The organism is Amycolatopsis sp. NPDC004368, from assembly GCF_053602515.1.
On sequence record NZ_JBSGDT010000005.1, the window covers coordinates 37,718 to 60,896 of the forward strand.

Annotated in this window: 20 protein-coding genes and 3 pseudogenes; 20 read left to right on the forward strand and 3 right to left on the reverse strand. The window is 71.2% G+C overall.

Annotation, left to right across the window (positions count from 1 at the left end):
- Positions 1-25 precede the first annotated feature (25 nt).
- The 20 genes and pseudogenes from pcaH to ACWEOE_RS10195 all read left to right on the forward strand — a co-directional run bounded on the left by pcaH (position 26) and on the right by ACWEOE_RS10195 (position 19,563).
- Positions 26-760, forward strand: coding sequence for a protocatechuate 3,4-dioxygenase subunit beta (pcaH, locus tag ACWEOE_RS10100; protein ID WP_452006623.1), 735 nt, complete (start codon positions 26-28; stop codon positions 758-760).
- Positions 760-1,311: a protocatechuate 3,4-dioxygenase subunit alpha gene (gene pcaG, locus ACWEOE_RS10105; RefSeq protein WP_452006626.1), complete on the forward strand. Its 552-nt coding sequence runs from the start codon at positions 760-762 to the stop codon at positions 1,309-1,311. The genes pcaH and pcaG overlap by 1 nt, the downstream gene beginning before the upstream one ends.
- A 59-nt stretch (positions 1,312-1,370) precedes the next feature.
- Entirely contained in the window at positions 1,371-2,150 is a 780-nt protein-coding gene (gene pcaD, locus ACWEOE_RS10110; RefSeq protein ID WP_452006628.1) for a 3-oxoadipate enol-lactonase, read from the forward strand.
- Entirely contained in the window at positions 2,150-2,563 is a 414-nt protein-coding gene (gene pcaC, locus ACWEOE_RS10115; RefSeq protein ID WP_452006631.1) for a 4-carboxymuconolactone decarboxylase, read from the forward strand. Before pcaD ends, pcaC begins: the two co-directional genes overlap by 1 nt.
- A gap of 10 nt (positions 2,564-2,573) precedes the next feature.
- Positions 2,574-3,380 carry an IclR family transcriptional regulator domain-containing protein gene (locus tag ACWEOE_RS10120; protein WP_452006634.1) on the forward strand — a complete coding sequence of 269 codons (807 nt, stop codon included), beginning with the start codon at positions 2,574-2,576 and terminating at the stop codon, positions 3,378-3,380.
- A pseudogene (locus ACWEOE_RS10125) lies at positions 3,373-3,660 on the forward strand (nucleotidyltransferase family protein); the annotation flags it as partial. The gene ACWEOE_RS10120 and the pseudogene ACWEOE_RS10125, both read left to right, overlap by 8 nt.
- A gap of 240 nt (positions 3,661-3,900) precedes the next feature.
- Positions 3,901-4,284: pseudogene (locus ACWEOE_RS10130) on the forward strand (nucleotidyltransferase family protein); the annotation flags it as partial.
- Positions 4,285-4,322: 38 nt separating this feature from the next.
- Positions 4,323-5,201: an AAA family ATPase gene (locus ACWEOE_RS10135; protein WP_452006636.1), complete on the forward strand. Its 879-nt coding sequence runs from the start codon at positions 4,323-4,325 to the stop codon at positions 5,199-5,201.
- Between the two features lie 20 nt (positions 5,202-5,221).
- Positions 5,222-5,368 (forward strand): annotated as a pseudogene (locus ACWEOE_RS10140) (AAA family ATPase); the annotation flags it as partial.
- A gap of 534 nt (positions 5,369-5,902) precedes the next feature.
- Complete coding sequence (locus ACWEOE_RS10145; RefSeq protein WP_452006638.1) at positions 5,903-7,018, forward strand: vWA domain-containing protein; 1,116 nt, start codon at positions 5,903-5,905, stop codon at positions 7,016-7,018.
- Entirely contained in the window at positions 7,011-8,123 is a 1,113-nt protein-coding gene (locus ACWEOE_RS10150) for an XdhC family protein (RefSeq protein ID WP_452006640.1), read from the forward strand. The genes ACWEOE_RS10145 and ACWEOE_RS10150 overlap by 8 nt, the downstream gene beginning before the upstream one ends.
- A 490-nt stretch (positions 8,124-8,613) precedes the next feature.
- Positions 8,614-9,129 carry a (2Fe-2S)-binding protein gene (locus ACWEOE_RS10155; RefSeq protein WP_452006642.1) on the forward strand — a complete coding sequence of 172 codons (516 nt, stop codon included), beginning with the start codon at positions 8,614-8,616 and terminating at the stop codon, positions 9,127-9,129.
- A complete protein-coding gene (locus ACWEOE_RS10160) occupies positions 9,129-11,567 on the forward strand; it encodes a xanthine dehydrogenase family protein molybdopterin-binding subunit (RefSeq protein ID WP_452006643.1) in 2,439 nt (812 codons plus the stop codon). Before ACWEOE_RS10155 ends, ACWEOE_RS10160 begins: the two co-directional genes overlap by 1 nt.
- On the forward strand, positions 11,564-12,418 hold the full coding sequence (locus tag ACWEOE_RS10165; RefSeq protein WP_452006645.1) for an FAD binding domain-containing protein: 855 nt from the start codon (positions 11,564-11,566) through the stop codon (positions 12,416-12,418). Before ACWEOE_RS10160 ends, ACWEOE_RS10165 begins: the two co-directional genes overlap by 4 nt.
- An 86-nt stretch (positions 12,419-12,504) precedes the next feature.
- Entirely contained in the window at positions 12,505-13,260 is a 756-nt protein-coding gene (locus ACWEOE_RS10170) for an SRPBCC family protein (RefSeq protein ID WP_452006647.1), read from the forward strand.
- Positions 13,261-13,922: 662 nt separating this feature from the next.
- Positions 13,923-15,137, forward strand: coding sequence for a diguanylate cyclase (locus ACWEOE_RS10175; RefSeq protein WP_452007232.1), 1,215 nt, complete (start codon positions 13,923-13,925; stop codon positions 15,135-15,137).
- Between the two features lie 44 nt (positions 15,138-15,181).
- Positions 15,182-16,240 carry an NAD(P)-binding domain-containing protein gene (locus tag ACWEOE_RS10180; protein ID WP_452006649.1) on the forward strand — a complete coding sequence of 353 codons (1,059 nt, stop codon included), beginning with the start codon at positions 15,182-15,184 and terminating at the stop codon, positions 16,238-16,240.
- A 50-nt stretch (positions 16,241-16,290) separates the two neighbouring features.
- Complete coding sequence (locus ACWEOE_RS10185; RefSeq protein WP_452006651.1) at positions 16,291-17,127, forward strand: alpha/beta fold hydrolase; 837 nt, start codon at positions 16,291-16,293, stop codon at positions 17,125-17,127.
- A gap of 37 nt (positions 17,128-17,164) precedes the next feature.
- Complete coding sequence (locus ACWEOE_RS10190) at positions 17,165-17,599, forward strand: MarR family winged helix-turn-helix transcriptional regulator (protein ID WP_452006653.1); 435 nt, start codon at positions 17,165-17,167, stop codon at positions 17,597-17,599.
- Complete coding sequence (locus tag ACWEOE_RS10195; protein WP_452006656.1) at positions 17,596-19,563, forward strand: MFS transporter; 1,968 nt, start codon at positions 17,596-17,598, stop codon at positions 19,561-19,563. The genes ACWEOE_RS10190 and ACWEOE_RS10195 overlap by 4 nt, the downstream gene beginning before the upstream one ends.
- On the opposite strand, the gene iolD is transcribed toward ACWEOE_RS10195, so the two are convergent.
- The 3 genes from iolD to ACWEOE_RS10210 are packed head-to-tail and all read right to left on the reverse strand — an operon-like array spanning position 19,560 to position 23,178.
- Positions 19,560-21,398 (reverse strand): 3D-(3,5/4)-trihydroxycyclohexane-1,2-dione acylhydrolase (decyclizing), encoded by a 1,839-nt coding sequence (gene iolD, locus ACWEOE_RS10200; RefSeq protein ID WP_452006659.1) that lies wholly within the window; start codon positions 21,396-21,398, stop codon positions 19,560-19,562. The genes ACWEOE_RS10195 and iolD overlap by 4 nt on opposite strands.
- The gene (gene iolB / locus ACWEOE_RS10205; protein WP_452006662.1) at positions 21,395-22,285 is read right to left on the reverse strand and encodes a 5-deoxy-glucuronate isomerase; all 891 of its coding nucleotides are present in this window, start codon (positions 22,283-22,285) and stop codon (positions 21,395-21,397) included. Before iolB ends, iolD begins: the two co-directional genes overlap by 4 nt.
- On the reverse strand, positions 22,282-23,178 hold the full coding sequence (locus ACWEOE_RS10210; RefSeq protein WP_452006665.1) for a Cgl0159 family (beta/alpha)8-fold protein: 897 nt from the start codon (positions 23,176-23,178) through the stop codon (positions 22,282-22,284). Before ACWEOE_RS10210 ends, iolB begins: the two co-directional genes overlap by 4 nt.
- Between the last annotated feature and the right edge of the window lies 1 nt (position 23,179).

Consider the following 23,179-nt stretch of genomic DNA (forward strand, 5'->3'; position numbering starts at 1 on the left):
TTCACCGACCGGATACGGAGGAACCGTGGCCGCTCCCACCGATCTCCGCCTGCCCCGCTACCCGCGGGAGCCGGAGGGGACCAACGCTCCGCTCGATTTCGCGGGCTACAACTCCACGAAGCTGCGGCACCCGTCGCAGCCGCTGGTGCTGCTGCCCCAGATGCTCACCGAGGTCACCGGGCCGCTGCTCGGCCCGGGCCGCCTCGGCGAGCTCGACAACGACCTCACCCGCCAGCACGACGGCGAACCGCAGGGACAGCGGATCATCGTCGGCGGCCGGCTGCTCGACGGCGACGGGCGGCCGATCCGCAACTCGCTCGTCGAGATCTGGCAGGCCAACGCCGGCGGGCGCTACCGCCACACCGGCGACCGCTGGCCGTCGCCGCTCGACCCGAACTTCACCGGGCTCGGCCGCGCGCTGACCGACGACGACGGGCGCTACGAGTTCACCACGATCAAGCCCGGCGCGTACCCGTGGAAAAACCACGACAACGCCTGGCGCCCCGCGCACATCCACTTCTCCGTGTTCGGCTCGGCGTTCACGCAGCGGCTGGTCACCCAGATGTACTTCCCGGACGACCCGCTGTTCTACCAGGATCCGATCTTCAACTCGATCCCCGACGAGAAGGCCCGCAACCGCATGATCTCGCGCTTCAACCTGGAGCGCACCGTGCCGGAGTGGGCGATGGCGTTCGACTTCGACATCGTCGTGCGGGGCCGCGAGCAGTCGGTGTTCGAGGACGAGGAGGACGAGGACTGATGGGCGAGCTGCTCACGACGCCGTCGCAGACCGTCGGGCCGTACCTTTCGATCGGGTTGCCGTGGGAAGACGGACCGTTCGTCGTGCCGGAGGGCACGGAGGGCGCGTTCTGGATCCGCGGCACGGTGACCGACGGGGCCGGCGCACTCGTGCCCGACGCCATGATCGAGACCTGGCAGGCCGATCCGCAGGGCGGGTTCGACCACCCGGACGACCCGCGCGGCCGCAGCGAGACGGGTTTCCGCGCGTTCGGCCGCTGCCCCACCGACGAGAACGGCGAGTTCCGCATCCTCACGCTGCTGCCGGGTGTGCTGCCCGGTGAGCAGGGTGAGCAGGCGCGTCACATCGACGTCTCGGTGTTCGCGCGCGGACTGCTCAACCGGGTCGTCACGCGGATCTACTTCGAGGACCAGGACAACTCGGGCGACGCCGTGCTGGCGAGCGTGCCTGCCGAGCGCCGCGATACGTTGGTGGCGAAGAAGACCGACGACGGCTACCGGTTCGACGTGCGCCTGCAGGGCGAGGGCGAGACGGTGTTCTTCGCGGTCTGATCGGTCCTCCTTTTCTTGTCCATGTCCACAGTTCACTGTCCACAAAGGAGTTACCAGGCGTGAGCGGAGTGGCGGTGCACCGGGTCGTCGAGGGTCCCGACGACGGCCCGGTGGTGGTGTTCTCCAACTCGATCGGCAGCGACCACCGCATGTGGACGCCGCAGGTGGCGCCGCTGGTCGAGCGCGGCTACCGGGTTGTGCGGTACGACACGCGCGGCCACGGTGCCTCGCCCGTGCCGGCGGGTCCGTACGAGCTGGCCGATCTCGGCGGCGACGTGGTGGCGCTGCTCGACGACCTGGGCGTCGAGCGGGCGCACTTCGTCGGGCTGTCGCTCGGCGGGATGACCGGCATGTGGCTGGGCGTGCACGCTCCCGAGCGGGTGCGAAGCCTCACGTTGTGCTGCACGTCGGCGAAACTCGGCCCGCCGCAGGGCTGGGCGGACCGCGCGAAGCTGGTGCGCGCCGAGGGCACGGCGGCCATCGCCGAGGCGGGCGTCGGGCGGTGGGTCACGCCGGCGTACGCGCAGGCGAACCCGGACCAGCTCGCGTTCCTGCGGGCGATGATCGCGGACACCCCCGACGAGGGTTATGCCGCGTGCTGTGGCGTCATCGAGCGGATGGACCAGCTCGCCGACCTGCCGAAGATCGGCGTGCCCACGCTCGTGATCTCCGGCGCCGACGACCCCGCGACGCCGCCTGAGCCGCACGGCAGGCTCATCGCGGAAGGCATTCCGGGTGCCCGGCACGAGGTCGTCGCCTCGGCCGCGCACCTGGGCAACTACGAGCAGCCGGCGGAGTTCACCCGGCTGATCCTCGAGCGGATCACGGAGGCAGTGTGATGGCCGACTCGCCCAGCGAACGGTACGAAGCAGGCATGAAGGTGCGCCGCGAGGTGCTCGGCGACGAGCACGTCGACGGTTCGGTGGCGCGGACCACCGAGTTCAGCCGCCCGTTCCAGGAGTACATCACCGAGGCGGCGTGGGGCTCGATCTGGACGCGCGACGGCCTGGACCGCAAGACGCGCAGCTGCATCACGCTGGCCGCGCTCACCGCGTTGCACTGCCACGACGAGCTGGCCATGCACGTGCGCGCGGCCATCCGCAACGGCCTCACCGCCGCGGAGATCCGCGAGGTGCTGATGCACACGGGCGTGTACGCGGGTGTGCCCGCCGCCAACACGGCGATGGCCATCGCCCAGCGCACGCTGGCCGAACTCGGCGAGCCGACCGCGCAGGTCCCCGACGCCGGATAGGGTTTCCGGCATGGACTCCGACGAACCGGCCGAACGCGGCGCGCACCACGTGCAGTCGCTGGAGCGCGGGCTGGCGGTGATCAAGGCCTTCAGCGCCCAAGCTCCGCACCCGACGCTCAGCGAGGTCGCCCGCCTCACGGGCCTCACGCGCGCCGCGGCGCGCCGGTTCCTGCTCACGCTCGTCGATCTCGGCTACGTCCGCACGGACGGCAAGTACTTCTCGCTCACCGCGCGCGTGCTCGACCTGGGGTACTCGTACCTGTCGAGCATGTCGCTGTCGGAAGTGGCGCAACCGCACCTCGAACGGCTTTCCGCGCAGGTGCGGGAATCCAGCTCCGTGTCCGTGCTGGAGCCGCCGGACATCGTCTACGTCGCTCGCGTCGCGGTGTCGCGCATCATGACCGTGAGCATCAACGTGGGCACCCGCTTCCCCGCCTACGCCACGTCCATGGGCCACGTGCTGCTGGCCGACATGTCGGCCGCGGAGTTCGAGGCCTACCTCCTGGTCGCCGAGCTCGACCCGCTCACGGCCCACACCCTCACCGACCGCGCCGCCCTCGAGGCCGAGCTCGCGCACGTGGCCGAACAGGGCTGGGCCATGGTCGACCAGGAGCTCGAGGAGGGCCTGCGCTCGGTCGCCGCGCCCATCCGCAACCGCCAGGGCCGCGCGGTCGCCGCGGTCAACATCTCCACCCACGCCAGCCGCACCCCCGCGGATTCCGTCCGCGCGGATCTGGTGCCACCCCTGCTCGCCACGGCCTCCGCCATCGCCGCGGACCTCGCCGTCTCCAGCCCGGCACAGGCCGCCCGTGGCTGACTCGTCCACCCCGCGCGTCGCGGGCCTCCTCCTCGCCGCCGGCGCCGGCCGACGCTTCGGCGGCCCCAAAGCCCTCGTCGAACTCGACGGCGAGGCGCTGGTCCAGCGCGCCCTGCGCGCCCTGAGCGCGGCGGGCTGCTCCCCGGTGCGCGTGGTCATCGGCGCCTCCGCCGACACCGTGCGTGCCCTCCTCCCCGACCCCGCCCAGGCCATCCACGCCGACGGCTGGGAAAGCGGCATGGGCGCCTCCCTGAAGGCCGGGCTCACCGCCCTCGCCGCAGCCTTCGGCGACCACACCGACAGCACCGATACCACCGATACCACCGACACTGGCGACTCTGCCGCCCCTGGCGACACTGCCGACGTTGGCATCGTCGATCATGCCGGCACCGCCGATCGCACGGACACCGCGGGGAGTGGCACTGGCGGCCGCGTCGACGGCGGCACGACCTGCGAGAGCGCGACCGTCGACCGCGATCGCACCGACCGCTCCGACACCGCCGCGAGCGAGCCTGCCGGTGGTGTCGGTGCGATCGCACGCGGCGGCAACCCCGTCGCCGCCACGAGCGACAACGCCGCAGCGGCCGACGATGCCCCCGTAGCGGCCCTGGTCCACCTCGTCGACCTGCCGTGGGTGCCGGCGGAAGCCCTCGCGCGTGTCGTGGCGAAAGCGTCCCCGACGGCGGTCGTGCGGGCGGCCTACGGCGGCGTCCCGGGGCATCCCGTGTTGTTCGGCCGGCGGTGGTGGGGCGAGGTCGCCGCGTCGGCGCGGGGGGATCGCGGCGCGCGGGACTGGCTGCGGGGCCGAAGTGACGTCGTGCTCGTCGAGTGCGGGGATCTGGGCAGCGGCCAGGACGTCGATCGGCCGGCTGACCTGCGGCGAACTCCGGAGCCGGGTGCGTGACCGGCACAACCGGCGCCGGGCGTCCTACGATCAGGGGCGTGACCGAGTCCCTCGCCTCGCCCGAAGAGCTCACCGCCGCGCTCGACGCCACCGGGTACCTCGCCGACGAGGGACTGGCGACGGCCGGGTTCCTCGCCCTGCGCATGCGCCGCCCGTTGTTCTGCGAGGGTGAACCGGGGACGGGCAAGACCTCGTTGGCGCTGGCGCTCTCCGCGGCACTCGACCTGCCGCTCGTGCGCCTGCAGTGCCACGAGGGCATCGACGCCGCGCAGGCCCTCTACGAATGGGACTTCCCGCGCCAGCTCCTGCACCTGCGGGCCCTCGAAGCCGCCGACGGGGGGCGCCTCGACGCGGAGACGGCCGAGCGTTCGCTCTACACCGAGCGGTTCCTGCTGGCGCGTCCGTTGCTACGGGCGCTGACCACCGCGCCGTGCGTGCTGCTCGTCGACGAGATCGACCGCGCCGACGACGAGTTCGAGGCGTTCCTGCTGCAGCTGCTCGACGAGTACACCGTCACGATCCCCGAATACGGCGAGGTCCGCGCCGAACAGCCGCCGTTGGTCGTGCTCACGTCCAACCGCACGCGCGAGGTCCACGACGCCCTCAAGCGCCGCTGCCTCTACCACTGGCTCGAGCACCCCGACCTCGGCCGCGAGATCACCATCCTGCGCCGCCGCATCCCCGGCATCGGCGAGACGCTCGCGCGCCAGGTCGCCGACGCCGTGCACCGCCTGCGCGCCATGGACCTCCTGAAGCCGCCGGGGGTTGCCGAGTCCCTCGACTGGGCGCGCGCGCTGCTTGCCCTCGGGCGTGATGAGCTTGACGCCGCCACTGCTGCTCGGACGCTCGGCGCGGTCTTGAAGTACAGCGAGGACCTCGATCGTGTGCGGGCCAAGCTGGATCAGCTGTTCTCCTGACGCCGGCAAGCAGCGCGCCCGAGTCCCTCGGCTGGGCGCGCGCGCTGCTTGCCCTCGGGCGTGATGAGCTTGACGCCGCCACTGCTGCTCGGACGCTCGGCGCGGTCTTGAAGTACAGCGAGGACCTCGATCGTGTGCGGGCCAAGCTGGACCAGCTCTCCTCCTGACGCCGGCGGGTGTCGCCCGAGTCCTTCGGCTGGGCTCGCGCGCTGCTTGCCCTCGGGCGTGATGAGCTTGACGCCGCCACCGCTGCTCGGACGCTCGGCGCGGTCTTGAAGTACAGCGAGGACCTCGATCGTGTGCGGGCCAAGCTGGACCAGCTCTCGTCCTGAACCGGCGAACCGCTCGGAGTCCACAGTGGACTCGCCATTAACTGCGTTGACCGGACCACCGCCAGGCAGTCATGCTTTCTCCATCAACGCGACAGAGACAGCCGAGAGGAGGAAGACCGTGCGGATGACCGACATCGCTCACCGAACCGCGGTCTTCCCCGTGAGCTGACCTGCGCCCGATCACCTGACCCGCGCGAAATCCGCGCGAGGTCCTCCACCACGGACCTTTCCGAAAGCCTCCGCGCGCCCACCCTCCCGCTACCTTGGGTGGTCGCTGTGCGGAGCCGTCGAGCGCGCGCGTCGTCCCGGGGGAGGGGCGGCGTGCGCGCTCTGGCGACACGTCGGACGAAACCGTTGCACAATGGGACGATGGACACCGAGTTCGCGGATCCGCTGGCCGGGTTCGCCGGGTTCGCGGCGGCCCTGCGGGAAGCGGGCGTCGCGTGTGACGCGCGGCGCGTGCAGGCGTACCTGGCAGCGGTGGCGGAGGTGGACATCGCCGAGCCCACGCAGCTGTACTGGGCCGGCCGGCTCACGCTGTGTTCCGATCCCGACGATCTGCCGCGCTACGAAGAAGCCTTCGCCCGCTGGTTCGACATCGAACAGCGGCGCAAAGGCACCCAGGCCGCCCCCGCGCAGAAGCGGGCCCGCATCGCGCCGCTCACCTCCGAAGGCGACGGCAGCGGCCAAGGCGAGGAAGAACCCGACAGCCTCAAGATCGCCGCCAGCGACCACGAAGTGCTGCGCCACCGCGATCTCGCCGAGCTGACCAAACCGGAACGCGAGCACCTGCGCGAACTCCTGGCCACCCTCCGGCCGAAACCGCCGCAAAGGCGGGCCGCCCGGCGGAGGCAAGCCCACCGCGGGCGCCTGGACCCCGCCCGCACGCTGCGCGCCATGCTCGCCGACGGCGGCGAACCCGTGCGGCTGATCCGCAGCCGTCGCGGCACCCGGCCGCGCAGGACCGTGCTGCTCATCGACGTCTCGGGGTCCATGAGCCCGTACGCCGATGCGTTGCTGCGCTTCGCCCACGTGGTCACCAGGTCGAATCCCGCGAGCGTCGAAACGTTCACGCTGGGTACCCGCATGACCCGCGTCTCGCGCCAGCTGCGGCAACGCGATCCGGAGCTGGCGATGCTCGCGGCCGGCAACGCGGTGCCCGATTTCGCCGGTGGCACCCGGCTCGGCGAGACGTTGCGCGTGTTCCTCGACCGCTGGGGCCAGCGCGGGTTCGCGCGCCGCGCGGTGGTCGCGGTGTTCTCCGACGGGTGGGAGCGCGGCGACGTCACACTGCTCTCGGAACAGCTCGGCCGACTGCGCCGGCTCGCACACGCCGTATTCTGGGTTAATCCGCATGCGGGGAGAGAGGGCTACGCGCCGGTCCAGTCCGGGATCGTGGCCGCTCTGCCCCACATCGATCGGTTGCTGGCAGGGCACAGCCTGGCGACGTTGGAACGACTCCTCGGGGAGATGGCCGATGCGTGACGTACTGGACGACGTGTACCGCCGCTGGCAGGCGGGCGAGACGGTGGGCCTGGGCACGGTGGTGGCCACGTTCTCGTCGGCGCCGCGCGCACCGGGCGCGTCGATGGTGGTGGCACCCGACGGCACGGTCGCCGGCAGCGTGTCCGGCGGTTGCGTCGAGGGCGCGGTGTACGAGCTCGCCCAAGACGTGGTCGCCGAGCGCAAACCCGTGCTGCAGCGCTACGGGGTAACCGACGACGACGCCTTCGCGGTGGGCCTGACCTGCGGCGGGATCATCGACATCTACGTCGAGCACGTCGACCGCCAGTCGATGCCGGAGCTGGACCAGGTCGTGGAGTCGGTGCGGGGCGGCGAGCCCGTCGCGGTCGTCACGATCGTCGAGCACGAGACGCCCGGGCTGGTCGGCGAGCGCATGATCGTGTGGCCGGACCGCATCGCGGGTTCGCTCGGCTCCTCGCGCATGGACGACGCCGTGGCCGACGACGCGCGCGGCCTGCTGGCCAGCGGCCGCACCGGCACCCTGCACTACGGGCCCGACGGTCAGCGCCGCGGCGAGGGCATGGCCGTGTTCGTGAACTCGTTCGAGCCGCCGCCGCGGCTGCTCGTGTTCGGCGCCATCGACTTCGCGGCCGCGATGGCGCGCATGGGCGCCTACCTGGGCTACCAGGTCACGGTGTGCGACGCGCGGCCCGTGTTCGCCACCACCAGCCGGTTCCCCGACGCGCACGAGGTCGTGGTCGACTGGCCGCACCGCTACCTCGCCGCGGAGGCCGAGGCCGGCCGCATCGACAGCCGCACGGCCATCGCCGTGCTCACCCATGACCCGAAGTTCGACGTGCCGCTGCTGGAGATCGCACTGCGGCTCGACGTCGGCTACGTCGGCGCCATGGGCTCGCGCAAGACCCACGACGACCGCTTCGCGCGCCTGCGCGACGCCGGCATCACCGAGGCGGAGCTCGAACGGCTGTCCTCGCCGATCGGGCTGGACCTGGGCGCGCGCACGCCCGAGGAGACGGCGGTGTCGATCGCGGCGGAGATCATTTCGCTGCGCTGGAGCGGCAGCGGGCGCCGGCTGGCCGCGTTGTCCGGTCGCATCCACAGCTGAGCCGACCCGGGGACACCCAAAAAAGTCCCGCACGCCCACTGCGTGCGGGACTTTTTTCGCCTTTTCCGCACGTTCGGCGAAATCACGGAAATCGCTCTGCACGTGCGGAACACCTGTCCATGATGGGACCGAACCTGCGGAGAATGCCGCTCTTGCGCCTCGAGCGCAGTCGCGCCGGTGGGCGAATGACCGGAAATGCCCTTGTCCAGCCGGAAGTCGACCATGTCCCGACCGTCCATCCGGGACCCGTCGAGGTTTTGCCGACGGGTGGAAAAATCACCCGGACGGAGGCCCGCATTTGCGGAAACAAGCAGCGAATACTCGCGCAGATGCGGTAGTGCGACCCGGATGTACGACATCAGGACTTGTCCGCGCGCGACAGGAGTAGCAGGCTCGCCTGTGAGGCCGATCACGATCGACCTTGGCCGTTCCCGAACCGGCCCGCCGACCCCACCCGGGTCAGGCGGGCATTTGCTCTTGGAGGCCTTTGATGCGCATCACCGTCACTGTCGACGGCACGAAATACACCGATGAGGTGGAGCCCCGCACCCTGCTCGTCCACTACCTGCGGGAACGCGTCGGGAAGGTGGGCACCGTCGTCGGCTGCGACACGAGCAACTGCGGCGCGTGCACCGTGCACCTCGACGGACACAGCGTGAAGTCCTGCTCCGTGTTGGCCGTGCAGGCCGACGGCTGTGAGGTCACCACCGTCGAGGGCCTGGCCCGCGACGGGCAGCTGCACCCCGTGCAGCGGGCCTTCCACGACAACCACGCCCTGCAGTGCGGTTTCTGCACGCCCGGCATGATCATGGCGTCGATCGACCTGCTGGCCGACAACCCGGACCCCGACGACCAGGCCGTGCGCGAGGGACTCGAAGGAAACCTCTGCCGTTGCACCGGCTACCAGAACATCGTGCGAGCCGTGCGCGACGCCGCGAAGCACATGAGCCCGGGTGCCGGACCCGAGGCCGAACAGATCAAGCACGTCGGCGTGGGTGGTGAGTGATGACCGCGACCATCGAGCCGGAAGTCGGCAAAGCCCGGCGCCGCAAGGAGGACGAGCGGCTGATCACCGGCCGCACCCGCTGGACCGACAACATCGTGCTGCCGGGCATGCTGCACCTCGCCGTGCTGCGCAGCCCGATGGCGCACGCGAAGATCGTTTCCCTCGACACGTCGGCGGCGAAGGACTCGCCCGGCGTCGTCGCCGTCTACACCGGGAAGGACCTGGACCCCGACGGTGCGATCGGCATGCCGTGCGCGTGGCCGGTCACGCCGGACATGAAGGCACCGCGCCGGCCTGTGCTGGCCGATGGCCAGGTGAACTTCGCCGGTGAGGGCATTGCCGTGGTCGTGGCGCGCAGCGCTGGTGAAGCCCACGACGCGCTCGAAGCGATCGAGGTCGAGTACGACGAGCTGCCCGTGGTGCTCGACATGGAGGCGGCGCTCGCCGAGGGTGCACCGCTCGTGCACGAGGACCTGGGCACCAACAAGAACGCGGTGTGGATCTTCGACTCGGGCGAGGCGGGCACCGGCGGCAACGTCGAGGACGCCATAACGTCGTCGGAGATCGTGGTCAAGCGCCGCTTCCGCCAGCAGCGGCTCATTCCCGCGTTCATGGAGCCGCGGGCGTGTGTCGTCGACCCGACGGGCGCGCAGATGACGATGTGGTCGGCTACGCAGATCCCGCACATCCTGCGGGTGATGACGGCGCTGACGCTGGGGCTGCCGGAACACAAGGTGCGCGTGATCGCACCCGACGTCGGCGGCGGTTTCGGCGGCAAGATCGCCGTGCTGCCCGAAGAGATGATGACGGTCCTGGTGGCCAACAAGCTCGGAAAACCGGTGAAGTGGAACGAGTCGCGTTCCGAGTCGATCCTCACCGCCCACCACGGCCGCGACCAGATCCAGGACATCACGATCTCCGCGAACGCCGACGGCACCGTCACCGGGCTGAAGGTCGAGCTGCTCGCGAACCTGGGTGCCTACAACGGGCTCGTCGGTCCGGGCGTGCCGATCCTGGGCGCGTTCATGTTCAACGCGATCTACAAGTTCCCCGCGTACCACTTCGCTTGCACCAACGTGTTCACCACGACCACCCTCACCGACGCCTACCGCGGCGCGGGCCGGCCGGAAGCGACCTACGCCATCGAGCGGATCATGGACGAGCTCGCCGACGAGCTCGGCATGGACCCGATGGAGCTGCGCGAGAAGAACTGGATCAAGCACGAGGAGTTCCCGTTCACCACCGTGGCCGGGCTGACCTACGACTCGGGCAACTACGAGGCCGCCACCGCGAAGGCCAAGGAGCTGTTCGACTACGACGGCCTGCGGCGCGAGCAGCAGCAGCGCCGCGATTCGGGTGACCCCGTGCAGCTCGGTATCGGCATCTCCACGTTCACGGAGATGTGCGGCCTGGCGCCGTCGCGGGTGCTCGGCTCGCTGGACTACGGGGCCGGTGGCTGGGAGTACGCGCAGCTGCGGGTGCTGCCCACGGGCAAGATCGAGGTGACCACCGGAGCCTCGGCCCACGGTCAGGGGCACGAGACGGCGTGGAGCCAGATCGTGGCCGACCAGCTGGGCGTGCCCTTCGAGGACGTCGAGGTGTTGCACGGCGATACGCAGTCGTCCCACAAGGGCATGGACACCTACGGCTCGCGTTCTCTCACTGTCGGTGGCATCGCCGTGGTGAAGGCAGCCGAGAAGGTGGTGGCGAAGGCGAAGCCGATCGCCGCGCACATGCTCGAATGCGCCGAGGACGACCTGGAGTTCGCAGGTGGCAAGTTCACGGTCAAGGGCACGGACTCGTCGACGACGATCCAGGACATCGCGCTTGCCGTGTTCGCGGCGCACGACCTGCCCGACGGCATCGAGCCCTCGCTCGACTCCGACGCGACGTTCGACCCCGAGAACTTCTCCTTCCCGCACGGCACGCACCTGTGCGCCGCCGAGGTGGACACGGAGACGGGCCGGATCAAGCTGCGCTCGTACGTGTGCGTGGACGACGTCGGCGTTGTCGTGAACCCGCTGATCGTCGACGGCCAGGTGCACGGCGGGCTCGCGCAGGGCATCGCGCAGGCGCTGTTCGAGGAGGCCGTGCACGACGAGAGCGGCACGCTCACCACAGGCACGTTCGCCGACTACCTGCTGCCCTCGGCGGCCGACCTGCCCGCGTTCACGACGGCGCGGACCGAGACGCCGTCGACCACGAACCCGTTGGGCGCCAAGGGCGTCGGCGAGGCGGGCACGATCGCCTCGACGCCGGCCGTGGTCAACGCCGTGGTCGACGCGGTGCGCCACTTCGGCGTGAACGACATCGACATGCCGTTGACCCCGATGCGCGTGTGGCACGCCATCCAGCACGGAACCACGGCCGCCGGGGGACCCGGCTCGGAGGCCGGCGGCGGCCTCGGTTCGATCGACGCCTCCGGAGGTGCCCAGTGATCCCGGCCCCGTTCGAGTACGTGGCTCCGTCCAGTGTGGACGAAGCCGTGCAGGCGCTCGTGGCGGCGGGCGAGGACGCCAAGGTGCTGGCGGGCGGGCAGAGCCTGCTGCCGGTGCTGCGGATGCGCCTGGCCGCGCCGACCACGCTCGTCGACCTGCGCAACGTCGCCGAGCTGCGCGGCGTGCGCGAGGACGGCGGCGACCTCGTGATCGGCGCCATGACCACGCACTACGACGTGCAGCGCGACCCGCTGGTCGCCGAGCACGCCGGTCTGATCAAGGCGGCGACGGACACGGTGGCCGACCCGCAGGTGCGCCACCGCGGCACCATCGGCGGCGCCATCTCCCACGCCGACCCGGCCGGTGACCTGGCCGCGCCGGTGCTGGCGTTGGACTCCTCGCTGGTCATCGCGGGTCCACGCGGCCGGCGCACGGTCGCGGCGGCGGAGTTCTTCCAGGACTTCTTCACCACGGCCCTGGCGCCCGACGAGCTGCTCGTGGAGGTGCGCGTGCCGCGCCACACGGGGTGGCGCTCGCACTACGAGAAGTTCAACCGGGTGGCGCAGGCGTGGTCGATGGTCGCGGTCGCGGCCACCGTCCGCACCGAGGGCGGGGTGATCGAGGAAGCCCGCGTGGCGCTCACGAACATGGGCTCGACGCCCGTGCGCGCGACCGCCGTGGAAGAGGCGCTGGTCGGCGCGTCGGCCGACGCCGACGTGATCCGCGCGGCGGCCGCCCACGCCGCCGACGGCACCAACCCGGCCGCCGACGGCAACTCCGACGTCGAGTACCGGCAGCACCTCGCGCGGGTGCTCACCGGCCGGGCTTTGACGGCCGCCGTCGGAGCCTGATGGCGCTCTGAGGCCCACCTTCCGGCCGTGACGGTCGTAAGGTGGGCCTCATCGGTTTTTCTTTTGTCCGGAGAGGAGGTCGGCCCGTGCGGCTCGACCACGAATTCACCGTCCCGGCTCCCGTCGAGGAGGTCTGGCAGGCCGTCATCGACCCAGAGCGTGTCGCCCCGTGCATGCCGGGGGCGTCGCTCACTAAGGTGGAGGGCGACTCCTTCACCGGCACGGTGAAGGTCAAGCTGGGCCCGATCTCCTTGCTGTACAAGGGATCCGGCGAGTTTCTCGAAAAGGACGAAGCGGCCCGGAAGGTCGTCATCAAGGCCTCCGGCAAGGACTCCCGCGGCGGCGGCACCGCGGCGGCCACCGTCACGGTTACCCTGAGCTCGGTGGATGGCGCCACCCACGGCGCCGTGGAGAGCGACATCGCCATCACGGGCCGCCCGGCCCAGTTCGGCCGCGGCCTGATCTCGGAGGTGGGTGGCAAGCTGCTGGACACGTTCGCGGGGAACCTGGCCGACTCGCTGGGCACCTCGGACACCGCTGCGGCCGCTCCCGCCGCTTCGTCGGATTCCGGCTCGGCTCCCGGCTCGGGTTCGGCCGCCGCGGCGGCCGACATCGCCGAACAGACCGCCGCCGACCACGCCGAAGCCACCCCGGCTGCCCCGGCCGCCCCCAAGCCCCAGCTCCGCAGTGTCCCGGCTGGCGGCTCCACGGGTGAGACCGAGGCCATCGACCTGCTGGACTACGCCGGCCAGTCCGTGGCCAAACGCCTGATCCCGGTCGCCGCCGGAGCCGCGGTGCTGTTCGTGGTGATCATGATCATCAGGGCTCTGCGCCGCCGCTGACCCTGCCGGGCGGGGTGCCGCCACTGCCACGCAGTGCCGCGGCACCGCCCCCGGGCCTGGGTCGCCGACGCCTTGTGCATCCCTGGGCCGGGCCGACGAAACCCCCGCCGACGAAACCCCCGCCGACGAAACCCCCGCCGACGAAACCCCCGCCGACGAAACCCCCGCCGACGAAACCCCCGCCCTCCCAGGGGGCGTGCCCATGTCCAGGCTACCGCCACACGCCGACAAAACCCGGTGATCACGGCCCTGAGAGCCAAGTTGTCCACAACTTGACGTGCCTGTGGACAACCCTCCGATCCCGTCCGGCCGCATTCTTTCCGGCGGGTGCCAACGCCACTCTGGCGAAGGTGGGCTCCATCGCGTGGGGAGTGTCCGTCTGCACCGTGGGGAAGTGCGCGCGGCGAGTCCGGGCTACTCGGCCAAACCTCCCAACTCACCCAACCTTGCCCGCCCACTCCACTCTCACCATCACCTGCGGGCAAAGACCCTGTGGGATGTCCCCCGGTTCGGCGACGGCGGTGGGTTGACCGGCTACTCTGGGCCACCTCGTCGGCCGAAGGGGCGTCACGATGCTGGGAGCGGGTCCCCCGGGCGTGCGGGGTGCGCTGGCGTCGTGGCGGGAGTGGCGGAAGTGGGATGGTCTGCCGACGCGGTGGGGGATGTGGGCGGTCGCGCGGCGGCGGTGGATCGCCTATGCCATCACAACAGAGCTGGCCGCAGTGGCGGCCGTCGTGGTCGGGTTCGTGACCGAGTTCGGCGGACCGGTCCAGCTCGGGTGGTTCGCGGCGCTCGTGGTCCTGGGCATCGCGCAGGCGGAGATGTCGCGGCGGATCGAGCGGTTGCGGCGGTGGATGAGCGGCCAGACGCACATCAACGTCACCTCCGTCTGGTACCTCGCGGGGGCCTTCCTGCTCCCGCCGGCGTGGGTGGCGCTGCTGGCGCTCGTCCTGTACCTGCACCTGTGGTTGCGGGTGTGGCGCAGCGTGCGGTCGCGCCCGGCGCACCGGTTCCTCGCCAGCACCGCGTGGGCCATGCTCAGCTGCTTCGCCGCGGCGGCCGTCCTCACGATCGACCACCTCAACGACGCGTTCCTCAACACCTGGCACGGCGTCCTCGCCCTCGGCGCGGCCGCGGCCGTGTTCGAGGTGGTCAACGTGGCGCTCGTCGCGACCGGGATCTACCTCTACACGGGCAGCCGGCTGGCCGCGGACCTCATCGGCACGTGGGAGGACAACGCCTTCGAGCTCGCGACGCTGTGCCTCGGCGGCCTGGCGGCGCTCGCGCTGGTCGCGCAGCCCGTGCTCGTCGTGTTCGTCGTGGCGCCGCTGCTCCTGCTGCACCGGTACCTGCTGCTCAAGCAGCAACTGCAGGTCGCCGCCGTCACGGACGAGAAGACCGGCCTGCTCAACACCGCGGGCTGGCACGATCTCGCCACCCGGGAGTTCACCCGCGCCCGCCGGCGAGGCCCGGGCAGTGAGTTCGCGGTGCTGATGATCGACCTCGACCACTTCAAGCGCATCAACGACACCTACGGCCACCTCACCGGCGACGAGGTCCTCGCGGCCGTCGCCGTCGCGATCGAGGACGCCGTGCGCCAGACCGACACCGTCGGGCGGTTCGGGGGCGAGGAGTTCGTGGTGCTGCTGCCGGCCACCGGCGGCACGCCCGTGCTCGCCATCGCCGAGCGGGTGCGCGTCGCGGTGGGGGAGCTGAGCGTGGTGGTTGCCGGCACCGTGCAGGTCAGCGGGCTGTCGGTGTCGGTGGGCGTCGCCGGGTATCCCGAGGCGGGCGACACGCTCGACCAGGTGCTGCGCTCCGCCGACGCCGCCCTCTACCGAGCGAAGGACGCCGGGCGCAACCGCGTCGCCGTGTGAGTCACCGCTCGAAATACCCGATCACCGGCTTTGTTGAACGTTGTATGACTGCGGATCACGAGACCGACGTGGTGGTGATCGGGGCCGGGCAGGCGGGCCTGTCGGCGGCCTACCACCTGCGGCGCACCGGGCTCGCCAACGAAACCGGCTTCGTGGTCCTCGACCACGGCAAACGCCCCGGCGGCGCGTGGCAGTACCGCTGGCCGTCGCTGGTCGTCGGCAAGGTCCACGGCATCCACGACCTGCCCGGCATGGTCTTCGGCACGCCCGACACGACCAGGCCCGCCAGTGAGGTCGTGTCCGAGTACTTCGGCCGCTTCGAGAAGACGTTCGACCTGCCCGTGCACCGTCCGGTCGACGTCACGGCCGTCCGCGCGGACCAGGATCGCCTGCTGGTCGAGACCCCCGCCGAGACGTGGGCTGCACGCGCCGTGATCAGCGCGACCGGCACGTGGGACCGTCCCTTCTGGCCGCACTACCCGGGGCAGGAGATCTTCTCCGGCCGTCAGCTGCACACGGCCGACTACCCCGGCGCCGAAGCGTTTCGCGGCCGCCGCGTGGTCGTGGTCGGCGGCGGCACGTCGGCGGTGCAGCTGCTGATGGAGATCGGGCCCGTCGCGAGGTCGACGACCTGGGTCACCCGCCGCCCGCCGGTGTGGCGCGACGAGCAGTTCAGCGAGGACTGGGGCCGCCAGGCCGTCGCGAAGGTCGAGCAGCGCGTGCGCGAAGGGCTGCCGCCGCAGAGCGTGGTGAGCGTGACCGACCTCGCCGTGACGCCCGAGGTGCGGGCTGCACAGGCCGCCGGCTACCTCGACCGCAAGCCGATGTTCGACCACCTCGTGCGTGACGGCGTCGTCTGGGCCGACGGCACCTTCGAGCCGGCCGACATGATCCTCTGGGCCACCGGCTTCCGCGCCTCGATCGACCACCTCGCACCACTGCACCTGCGCGCGCCCGGCGGCGGCATCCGCCTCGACGGCACCCGCGTGGTCGCCGAGCCGCGCCTGCACCTCGTGGGCTACGGCCCGTCGGCCAGCACCATCGGCGCCAACCGCGCCGGACGCGCCGCCGTGCAGGAGATCCGGCGCCTGATCGGCCGGTGATTCGACAACTCGATACGCCGTAAAGTATTGTCCCCTTACATTGTAAAGAGATGGGGGACGAAATGGTCGCTTTGCCTGGCGGAACGACGATCGACGTCGAGGTGCACGGCGACGGTCCGGCGTTGCTCCTGCCTGTGAACCCGCGCCCGATGGCAGGCGAGCAGGCCGAGTCCGTGCGCCAGTGGGGCGGCGATCCCGAGCTGGGCCGCTCGCTCATCAAAGGTCTGGCCGGCTACCGCGTGATCGCCTTCGACTACGAGGGCCACACGCTCGCCCACCCGCGTCCGGAAATCCTGACCCCGGACGAGATCGCGGCCGACTTCCTGGCGATCGCCGCGGCGGCCGGGGCCGAGCAATTCGCCTACTACGGCTATTCCTGGCTCGCCCTCGCCGGTCTGCAGCTCGCCCTGCGCACCGACCGCCTCGCCGCGCTGGTGATGGGTGGCTACCCACCGCTCGAAGGCCCGTACGACGCGATGCTCGCCGTCACCCGGGCGACGCACGCCCTGCCCCGCACTGAAGGCGGCGACGCGACCCCGGGTGACTGGGACTCCGTCGACTTCACGATGTCCACCGCGCAGACCCGGCAATTCGTCACGCTTTACGAGGCCCTGCAAGGCTTTGACGACCACGCTGTCCGTCTGGCAATCCCACGCCTGTGCTTCGCGGGCACCGAGGACCGCATCGAATACGGCGAACGCTGGGGTGGTGTCACCGTCGACATCGCCGGTCCGCTCGGGCGTAACCGCGCGGCCCTCGAACGGGACGGCTGGACCGTCGAGCTCCTCGAAGGTCTCGACCACATGTCCGCCATGCAGGCCAAGGCCGTGCTGTCCGTGCTGCGGCCCTGGCTCGACGAGCACTTCGGGTACGGGCGCCTGGGGTAAATAGTCAGCCAAGACTGATCAGTGTAGGCTGTCTATTGTGAACGAGCAGAGCTCTCCCGACGCCGTGGCCCAGCGGCTGCGGATCCTCGTCGGCCGGTTGCGGCGCCGGATCCAGGACGCGTCCGCGGTCGGTGACCTGAGCGCGCCGCAGGCCTCGGCACTGGCGCGGCTGACGATTTCCGAGCCGTCGTCGGCCAGCCAGCTCGCCGGTGCCGAGCGGGTGCGGCCGCAGTCGATGGCCAAAACGGTCGCCGCGCTGTACGAGCAGGGCTTGATCCGGCGCGAGGCCGACGCGGAAGACGCGCGCCGTCAGCTGATCTACCTCACCGACGAGGGCCGTGCCGTGGCCCAGGGCGCTCGGGCCAGCCGGGAGGAATGGCTGGCCCAGGCGTTCGAGCAGCGTTTCACCGACGCCGAGCGCCGGATCCTGGACCAGGCGCTGACGCTGCTGGAGCGTGTGGTCGAGGAATGACCACTCCAGTGAGAACCCGCGAGCGGCTCGACGGCTTCAACCCCAAGCTCATCGCACCGCTGGTGGCCGGCGCGATCCTCAACCCGATCAACTCCACGATCATCTCGGTCGCGCTGGTGCCCATCGGCGTCGCGTTCGGGGCGCCGCCCGCGCAGACGGCGTGGCTGATCTCGGCGCTGTACCTAGCGACCGCCGTGGGCCAGCCGGTGGTCGGGCGCCTGATCGACATCTTCGGGCCGCGGCGGCTCTTCCTGCCCGCGGCGGCCCTGGTGGGTGTCGCCGGTGTGGTCGGCGCGCTCGCGCCGAACCTGGCGGTGCTGATCGTCGCCCGTGTGATCCTCGGCTTCGGCACCTGCGCCGGCTACCCCGCGGCGATGCGGCTGATCCGCGACGAAAGCCACCGCACGGGCAAGGACAGCCCCGCCGTCGTGCTCACGATCCTGGCCATCGCCACGCAGACCATCGCCGTGATCGGCCCGCCGCTGGGTGGCCTGCTGATCGGCCTCGGCGGCTGGCAGGCCACGCTGGCGATCAACATCCCGGTCGCGCTCCTCGCGTTCGTGCTCGGTTGGCGCCGGTTCCCGCGCGAAGAACGCAAACCCGGCACGCTTCACCTCGACCTCCCCGGCATCGCGCTGTTCGCGACGACGCTGGTCGCGCTGCTGCTGTTCCTGATGAACCCGCACGCCTCGAACTCCTACCTGCTCGTGCTCACGGTGCTCGCCGCAGCGGGGTTCACGGTGCGCGAGCTGCGCCACCACAGCCCCTTCATCGACCTGCGTGTGCTGGGCGGCAACGTCCCGCTGCTGCTCACCTACGGCCGCGCGCTGCTGGCGTACGTCGTGTCCTACAGCTTCGTCTACGGCTTCACCCAGTGGCTCGAGGACGGCCGTGGCCTGTCCTCGAGCACGACGGGCCTGGTCACGCTGCCGATGTTCGCCGCCGGCATCGTCGTCTCCGCGATCACCGGACGCAGGCAAGCGTTGCGCGGCAAGCTGATCGCCGCCGGGCTCGCGCAGGTCGTCGCGTGCGTGCTGCTGTTGGCGCTCGCGCCGACGAGTCCCGTGTGGATGATCGTCGGGATCCTGCTGATCTTCGGCATTCCCCAGGGGCTCAACAGCCTCGCGCTGCAGAACGCCGTGTACCGGCAGGCGAACCCCGAGAACGTCGGCGCATCCGCGGGGCTGCTGCGCACCTTCGGTTACCTCGGCGCCATCGTGTCCTCCGCCGCGCAAGGCGGCTTCTACGGCCGGCGCGCCGACACCGGCGGCCTCCACCACCTGGCCTGGTTCCTCGTGGTCGCGAGTGCTGTCTTCCTGCTCGTCAACGTCCTGGACCGGACGCTGACGCGGTCCAACCCCCGAGAAAGGCACCCGGAAATGACCGACCACCTCGACCCGGCCCACACGGCCCTGCTGGTGATGGACTACCAGACCGGCATCGTCGGCCGCGTCTCCGACAACCAGGCGCTGGTCGACCGCGTCGACTCCGCGATCACCGACGTGCGCGCCCACGGCGGCCACATCGGCTGGGTCCGCGTCGGTTTCGACGACGCCGAGTTCGACGCCATCCCGGCCACCAGCGTGTTCGCGCGCATGGTGGCGCCCGAGACCCGCGCCGCGATGCACGCCGACGCACCGGCCACCCAGATCGACGAGCGGCTCAGCCCGCAGCCGCAGGACATCGTCGTGCGCAAGACCCGCGTGGGCGCGTTCACCACCACCGACCTCGACGCCCAGCTGCGCGGCCGCGAGATCGACACGCTGGTGCTGGCCGGCATCAGCACCAGTGGCGTGGTGCTGAGCACCGTCCGCGAGGCCATGGACCGCGACTACCGCATCCTCGTCCTCGACGACGCCACCGCCGACTTCGAGCCGGGCACCCACGAGTTCCTCACCGGCACGATCTTCCCGAAGTTCGCGACCGTGCTCGACGTCGAGGGTCTGTCGAAGCTGTTCGCCTAACGGCCCAGGTACCGGACCTGCCCGGGCTTCGCCGCGTCGAAGTCCGGGCGGCCGGCCAGGTGCTCCGGTACGCCGACTTCCCACCACGCCCCGGCTTCCGTCCACGCGGCCGGCAGCGTGCGCACCACGACCACGGCGGGCCGGCGCTCGGCGACGGCGGCCGCGCGGGCCTTGGCGTAGGCGTCGCGCAGGTCGGGGACCGATGTCGCCTCGAAAACGGCGCAGCCGAGCGCTTGCGCGTGCCGCGCGAAGTCGACGCGCGGTGGCTCGGCGTGGGTGGTGCGGCAGTCGGCGTAGAAGTTGTTGAACGGCTTGCCGCCCTGGCCCTGCTGCAGGCGGGCGATCACGGCGTACCCGTCGTTGTCGCAGACCACCGCGACCAGCGGGTGGCCCGCGAAGGCGGCGGAGAACAGGTCGGAGTTGAGCATCAGGTACGAGCCGTCGCCGAGCAGCGTCGTGACCAGACCTTGCGTGTGGGCCATGGCCGCGCCCCACGCGCCGGAGAGCTCGTAACCCATGCAGGAGAAGCCGTATTCGACGTCCAGGCTGATCTCGCCGGACCCGCGCCAGCCGCCGATCAGCTCACCCGGCAGGCCGCCCGACGCGGTCATCACGTAGTCGTGGGGCTCGGACAGGTCGTTGACCACACCGACGACCTGCGCGTAGCTGGGAATCTCCGATTCGGCGCCCCGCAGCGCGTCGATGTGCGTGTCCCAGCCGGCGCGTTCCGCCGCGGCTCGGGACGTCCACTGTGGATCGACGCGCCAGCTTTCCAGCTGTGCGCCCAAATCGTCCAGGCCCGCGTACGCGTCCCCGACCACGGCCAGCGCGCCGTGCTTCACAGCGTCGAACGCGGCCGCGTTGAGCGTGACCAGGCGGGCTTCGGCGGAGAACACCGTCCACGACGCGGTGGTGAAGTCCTGCAGCCGCGTGCCGACGGCGAACACCACGTCGGCGGCCGCGGCGACGGCGTTCGCCGAAGACGACCCCGTGACGCCCAGCGGGCCCGCGTACAGCGGATGGGTGTGGGGCACCAACGTGCGGCCCGCCGTGGTCTCCGTGACCGGAATCCCGTGCCGCTCGGCGAACTCCAACGCACGCCGGCCCGCGCCCGAGTACCGCACGCCGCCGCCCAGCACCAGCAGGGGTCGCTTCGCCGCGCGCAGCACCCCGGCCGCCTCGGTCGCCGCGCGCCGGTCCGGGCGCGGGCGCGGCAGCCGGTGCGTGACGGGTTCGAACAGCTGCTCGGGGAAGTCGAACGTCTCGGCCTGCACGTCCTGCGGCAGCGCGAGCGTGACCGGCCCGCAGTCGGCCGGGTCGGTGAGCACGCGCGCGACCTGAGGCAGCGTCGCCAGCAGCTGTTCGGGGCGCGTGATCCGGTCGAAGTAGCGGCTCACGGCGCGGAAGGCGTCGTTGACCGTGGCCGTGCCGTCGTGGAAAGGCTCGATCTGCTGCAACACCGGATCGGGCGCGCGGCTGACGAACGCGTCGCCCGGCAGCAGCAGCACCGGCAGCCGGTTGGCGTGCGCGACGCCCGCGGCCGTGACCATGTTGAGCGCGCCCGGCCCGATCGACGAGGTGACCACACCGACCTGCCGCCGCTGCGTCGCCTTCGCGTAGCCGATGGCCGCCAGTGCCATGCCTTGCTCGGTGTGCCCGCGCCAGACAGGGATCTCATCGCGGTGTTCCTCCAACGCCGTGCCGAGGCCGAGGACGTTGCCGTGGCCGAAGATCGCGAAAACGCCCGGGAAAAGCGGCACCTCACGGCCGTCGAGCGTCTCGGACCGCTGCGCGAGCAGCCAGCGCACCAGCGCCTGCGCCGTCGTCAGCTTCATCGCGCGCGCCCCTCGAAATCGGTGACGGGACACCGCGGGTCCTGCTGCTGCGTGGCCCAGGTGTCGCGGACCCAGCCGTGGGCGGGGTCGTCGCAGAACGCCATCGAGCGCTCCTCGGCGGGCCCGGCCAGCACGTTCAGGTAGTACATCGGGTAACCCGGCGCCGCGACGCACGGGCCGTGGTAGCCGCGCGGGATCAGGAAGACGTCGCCGTCGCGCACGGCCACGTCTTCGTCCAGCGAGCCGTCGGCCGTGTAGGTGCGGTGCAGACCGAAGCCCGCGCGTGAAGGCGTGACACCGTCGCGGCCGGCGATGCGGAAGTAGTAGATCTCCTCGTTCACGACCTCGCACTCGCTCGCCTCGTCGTGCTTGTGCGGCGGGTAGGAGGACCAGTTGCCGTCGGGCGTGATGAGCTCACACGCGTTGAGCTTGTCCGCGTGGTCCCACACGCCGGGCACCCCGAAGTTGGTGACCTGGCGCGTCGCCTGGCCCGAGCCGCGCACCTCCACGGGCACGTCCTCGGCCGGTCCGTACTTCGGCTCCAGGCGGTTTTCGCAGCGCGCCATCGGCAACGCGATCTCGGCCCCGGTCGGTGAGGTGAGTTCGACTTCGGCATCCCTTGGCACATAAGCGAAATCCGTGACTCGCGTGAACACCGAATCACGGCCTTCGAGCTCGAACTCCTCGTCGTCAACGCGCACGGTGACCGAGCCGGACAGCGGCAGCACGAACGCCTCGAACCCACCCGTTTCGATCAGTCGCGGCAGCCGGCGGCCGATCTTCAGCACCCGCAGCCCGGTGTGCGACCAGCCGGCGTCCGCCGGGGTCAGCAGGATCGGGTCGGAGTCGTCGGTCAGTGTCCCGTGTGGACGGTGCAGTGCGCTCACTTCGCGGCCTCCAGGATCTTCGCGGCAGCAGCCACGGCGGACCCGACGTCACCGTCGGGCGGGTAGAGCAGCGTACGGCCCACGACGAGCCCGCGCACCACCTCATGGCGCAGGGTGCGACCCCACGACGCCAGGTCGGCGGTGGTATCACCGGAGGGCACCCCGCCCAGGACCACCACCGGCAGCGTCGTGGCGCCGAGCACGGCGGTGTCGTCGGTGGAGGGCAGCTTGAGCCAGGTGTGTGCCGACGTGACGCCGATGCCCGAAGCCACCGTGACGGCCCTGGCCAGCGCCGTCGAGTCCTTCTGCAGCACCAGCCGGCCTTCGGCCCGGGCATACGGCAGCGGCTCGACCATCGCCATCAGGCCGTACGCCGCGAGCTCGGTGACGGCGTCGGCGCAGGCCTGCAGCGTCGGCACGGTGCCGGGGTCGTCGTCCACGAGCCGCAGCAGCATCTTGCCGCCGTCGAGACGGGAGTCGACCAGCGATGCGGCGTGGTAACCGGTGAAGCGGTCGTCGATCTCCCAATCGGCGCCGGCCAGGCCGCCGCGGTTCATGGAGCCGATCACGACCTTGTCGTGCAGTGCGCCGAGCAGCAGGAGCTCCTCGACCACGTCGGGGGTGCCGAGCAGCCCGTCGACGGCGGGGTTGGCCAACGCGACCAGCAACCGCATCAGCAGCGACCGGCGGTCGGCCATCGCGAGCGGGTCGCCGCCCACGCCGAGGGCGCCGCGCGCCGGGTGGTCGGCGGCCACGAGGAACAGCGTGCCCTTGTCCGACAACAGGTTCTCGCGCCGCCGGCGGGAGGTGTACGCACGGCGCACCGCGCCCGGGTCGGTGGCCCGCACGCGCAGCAGCTCGTGCCATCGCTCGTCGGTCAGCAATGGCGTCACA

What these genes read in the sequence shown, in the direction of transcription:
- pcaG (WP_452006626.1), top strand. Translation starts at nt 760, where the DNA reads ATGGGCGAGCTGCTCACGACGCCGTCGCAGACCGTCGGGCCGTACCTT.
- pcaC (WP_452006631.1), top strand. Translation starts at nt 2,150, where the DNA reads ATGGCCGACTCGCCCAGCGAACGGTACGAAGCAGGCATGAAGGTGCGC.
- ACWEOE_RS10120 (WP_452006634.1), top strand. Translation starts at nt 2,574, where the DNA reads ATGGACTCCGACGAACCGGCCGAACGCGGCGCGCACCACGTGCAGTCG.
- ACWEOE_RS10145 (WP_452006638.1), top strand. Translation starts at nt 5,903, where the DNA reads ATGGACACCGAGTTCGCGGATCCGCTGGCCGGGTTCGCCGGGTTCGCG.
- ACWEOE_RS10150 (WP_452006640.1), top strand. Translation starts at nt 7,011, where the DNA reads ATGCGTGACGTACTGGACGACGTGTACCGCCGCTGGCAGGCGGGCGAG.
- ACWEOE_RS10155 (WP_452006642.1), top strand. Translation starts at nt 8,614, where the DNA reads ATGCGCATCACCGTCACTGTCGACGGCACGAAATACACCGATGAGGTG.
- ACWEOE_RS10160 (WP_452006643.1), top strand. Translation starts at nt 9,129, where the DNA reads ATGACCGCGACCATCGAGCCGGAAGTCGGCAAAGCCCGGCGCCGCAAG.
- ACWEOE_RS10175 (WP_452007232.1), top strand. Translation starts at nt 13,923, where the DNA reads ATGTGGGCGGTCGCGCGGCGGCGGTGGATCGCCTATGCCATCACAACA.
- ACWEOE_RS10180 (WP_452006649.1), top strand. Translation starts at nt 15,182, where the DNA reads ATGACTGCGGATCACGAGACCGACGTGGTGGTGATCGGGGCCGGGCAG.
- ACWEOE_RS10185 (WP_452006651.1), top strand. Translation starts at nt 16,291, where the DNA reads ATGGGGGACGAAATGGTCGCTTTGCCTGGCGGAACGACGATCGACGTC.
- ACWEOE_RS10195 (WP_452006656.1), top strand. Translation starts at nt 17,596, where the DNA reads ATGACCACTCCAGTGAGAACCCGCGAGCGGCTCGACGGCTTCAACCCC.
- iolD (WP_452006659.1), bottom strand. Translation starts at nt 21,398, where the DNA reads ATGAAGCTGACGACGGCGCAGGCGCTGGTGCGCTGGCTGCTCGCGCAG.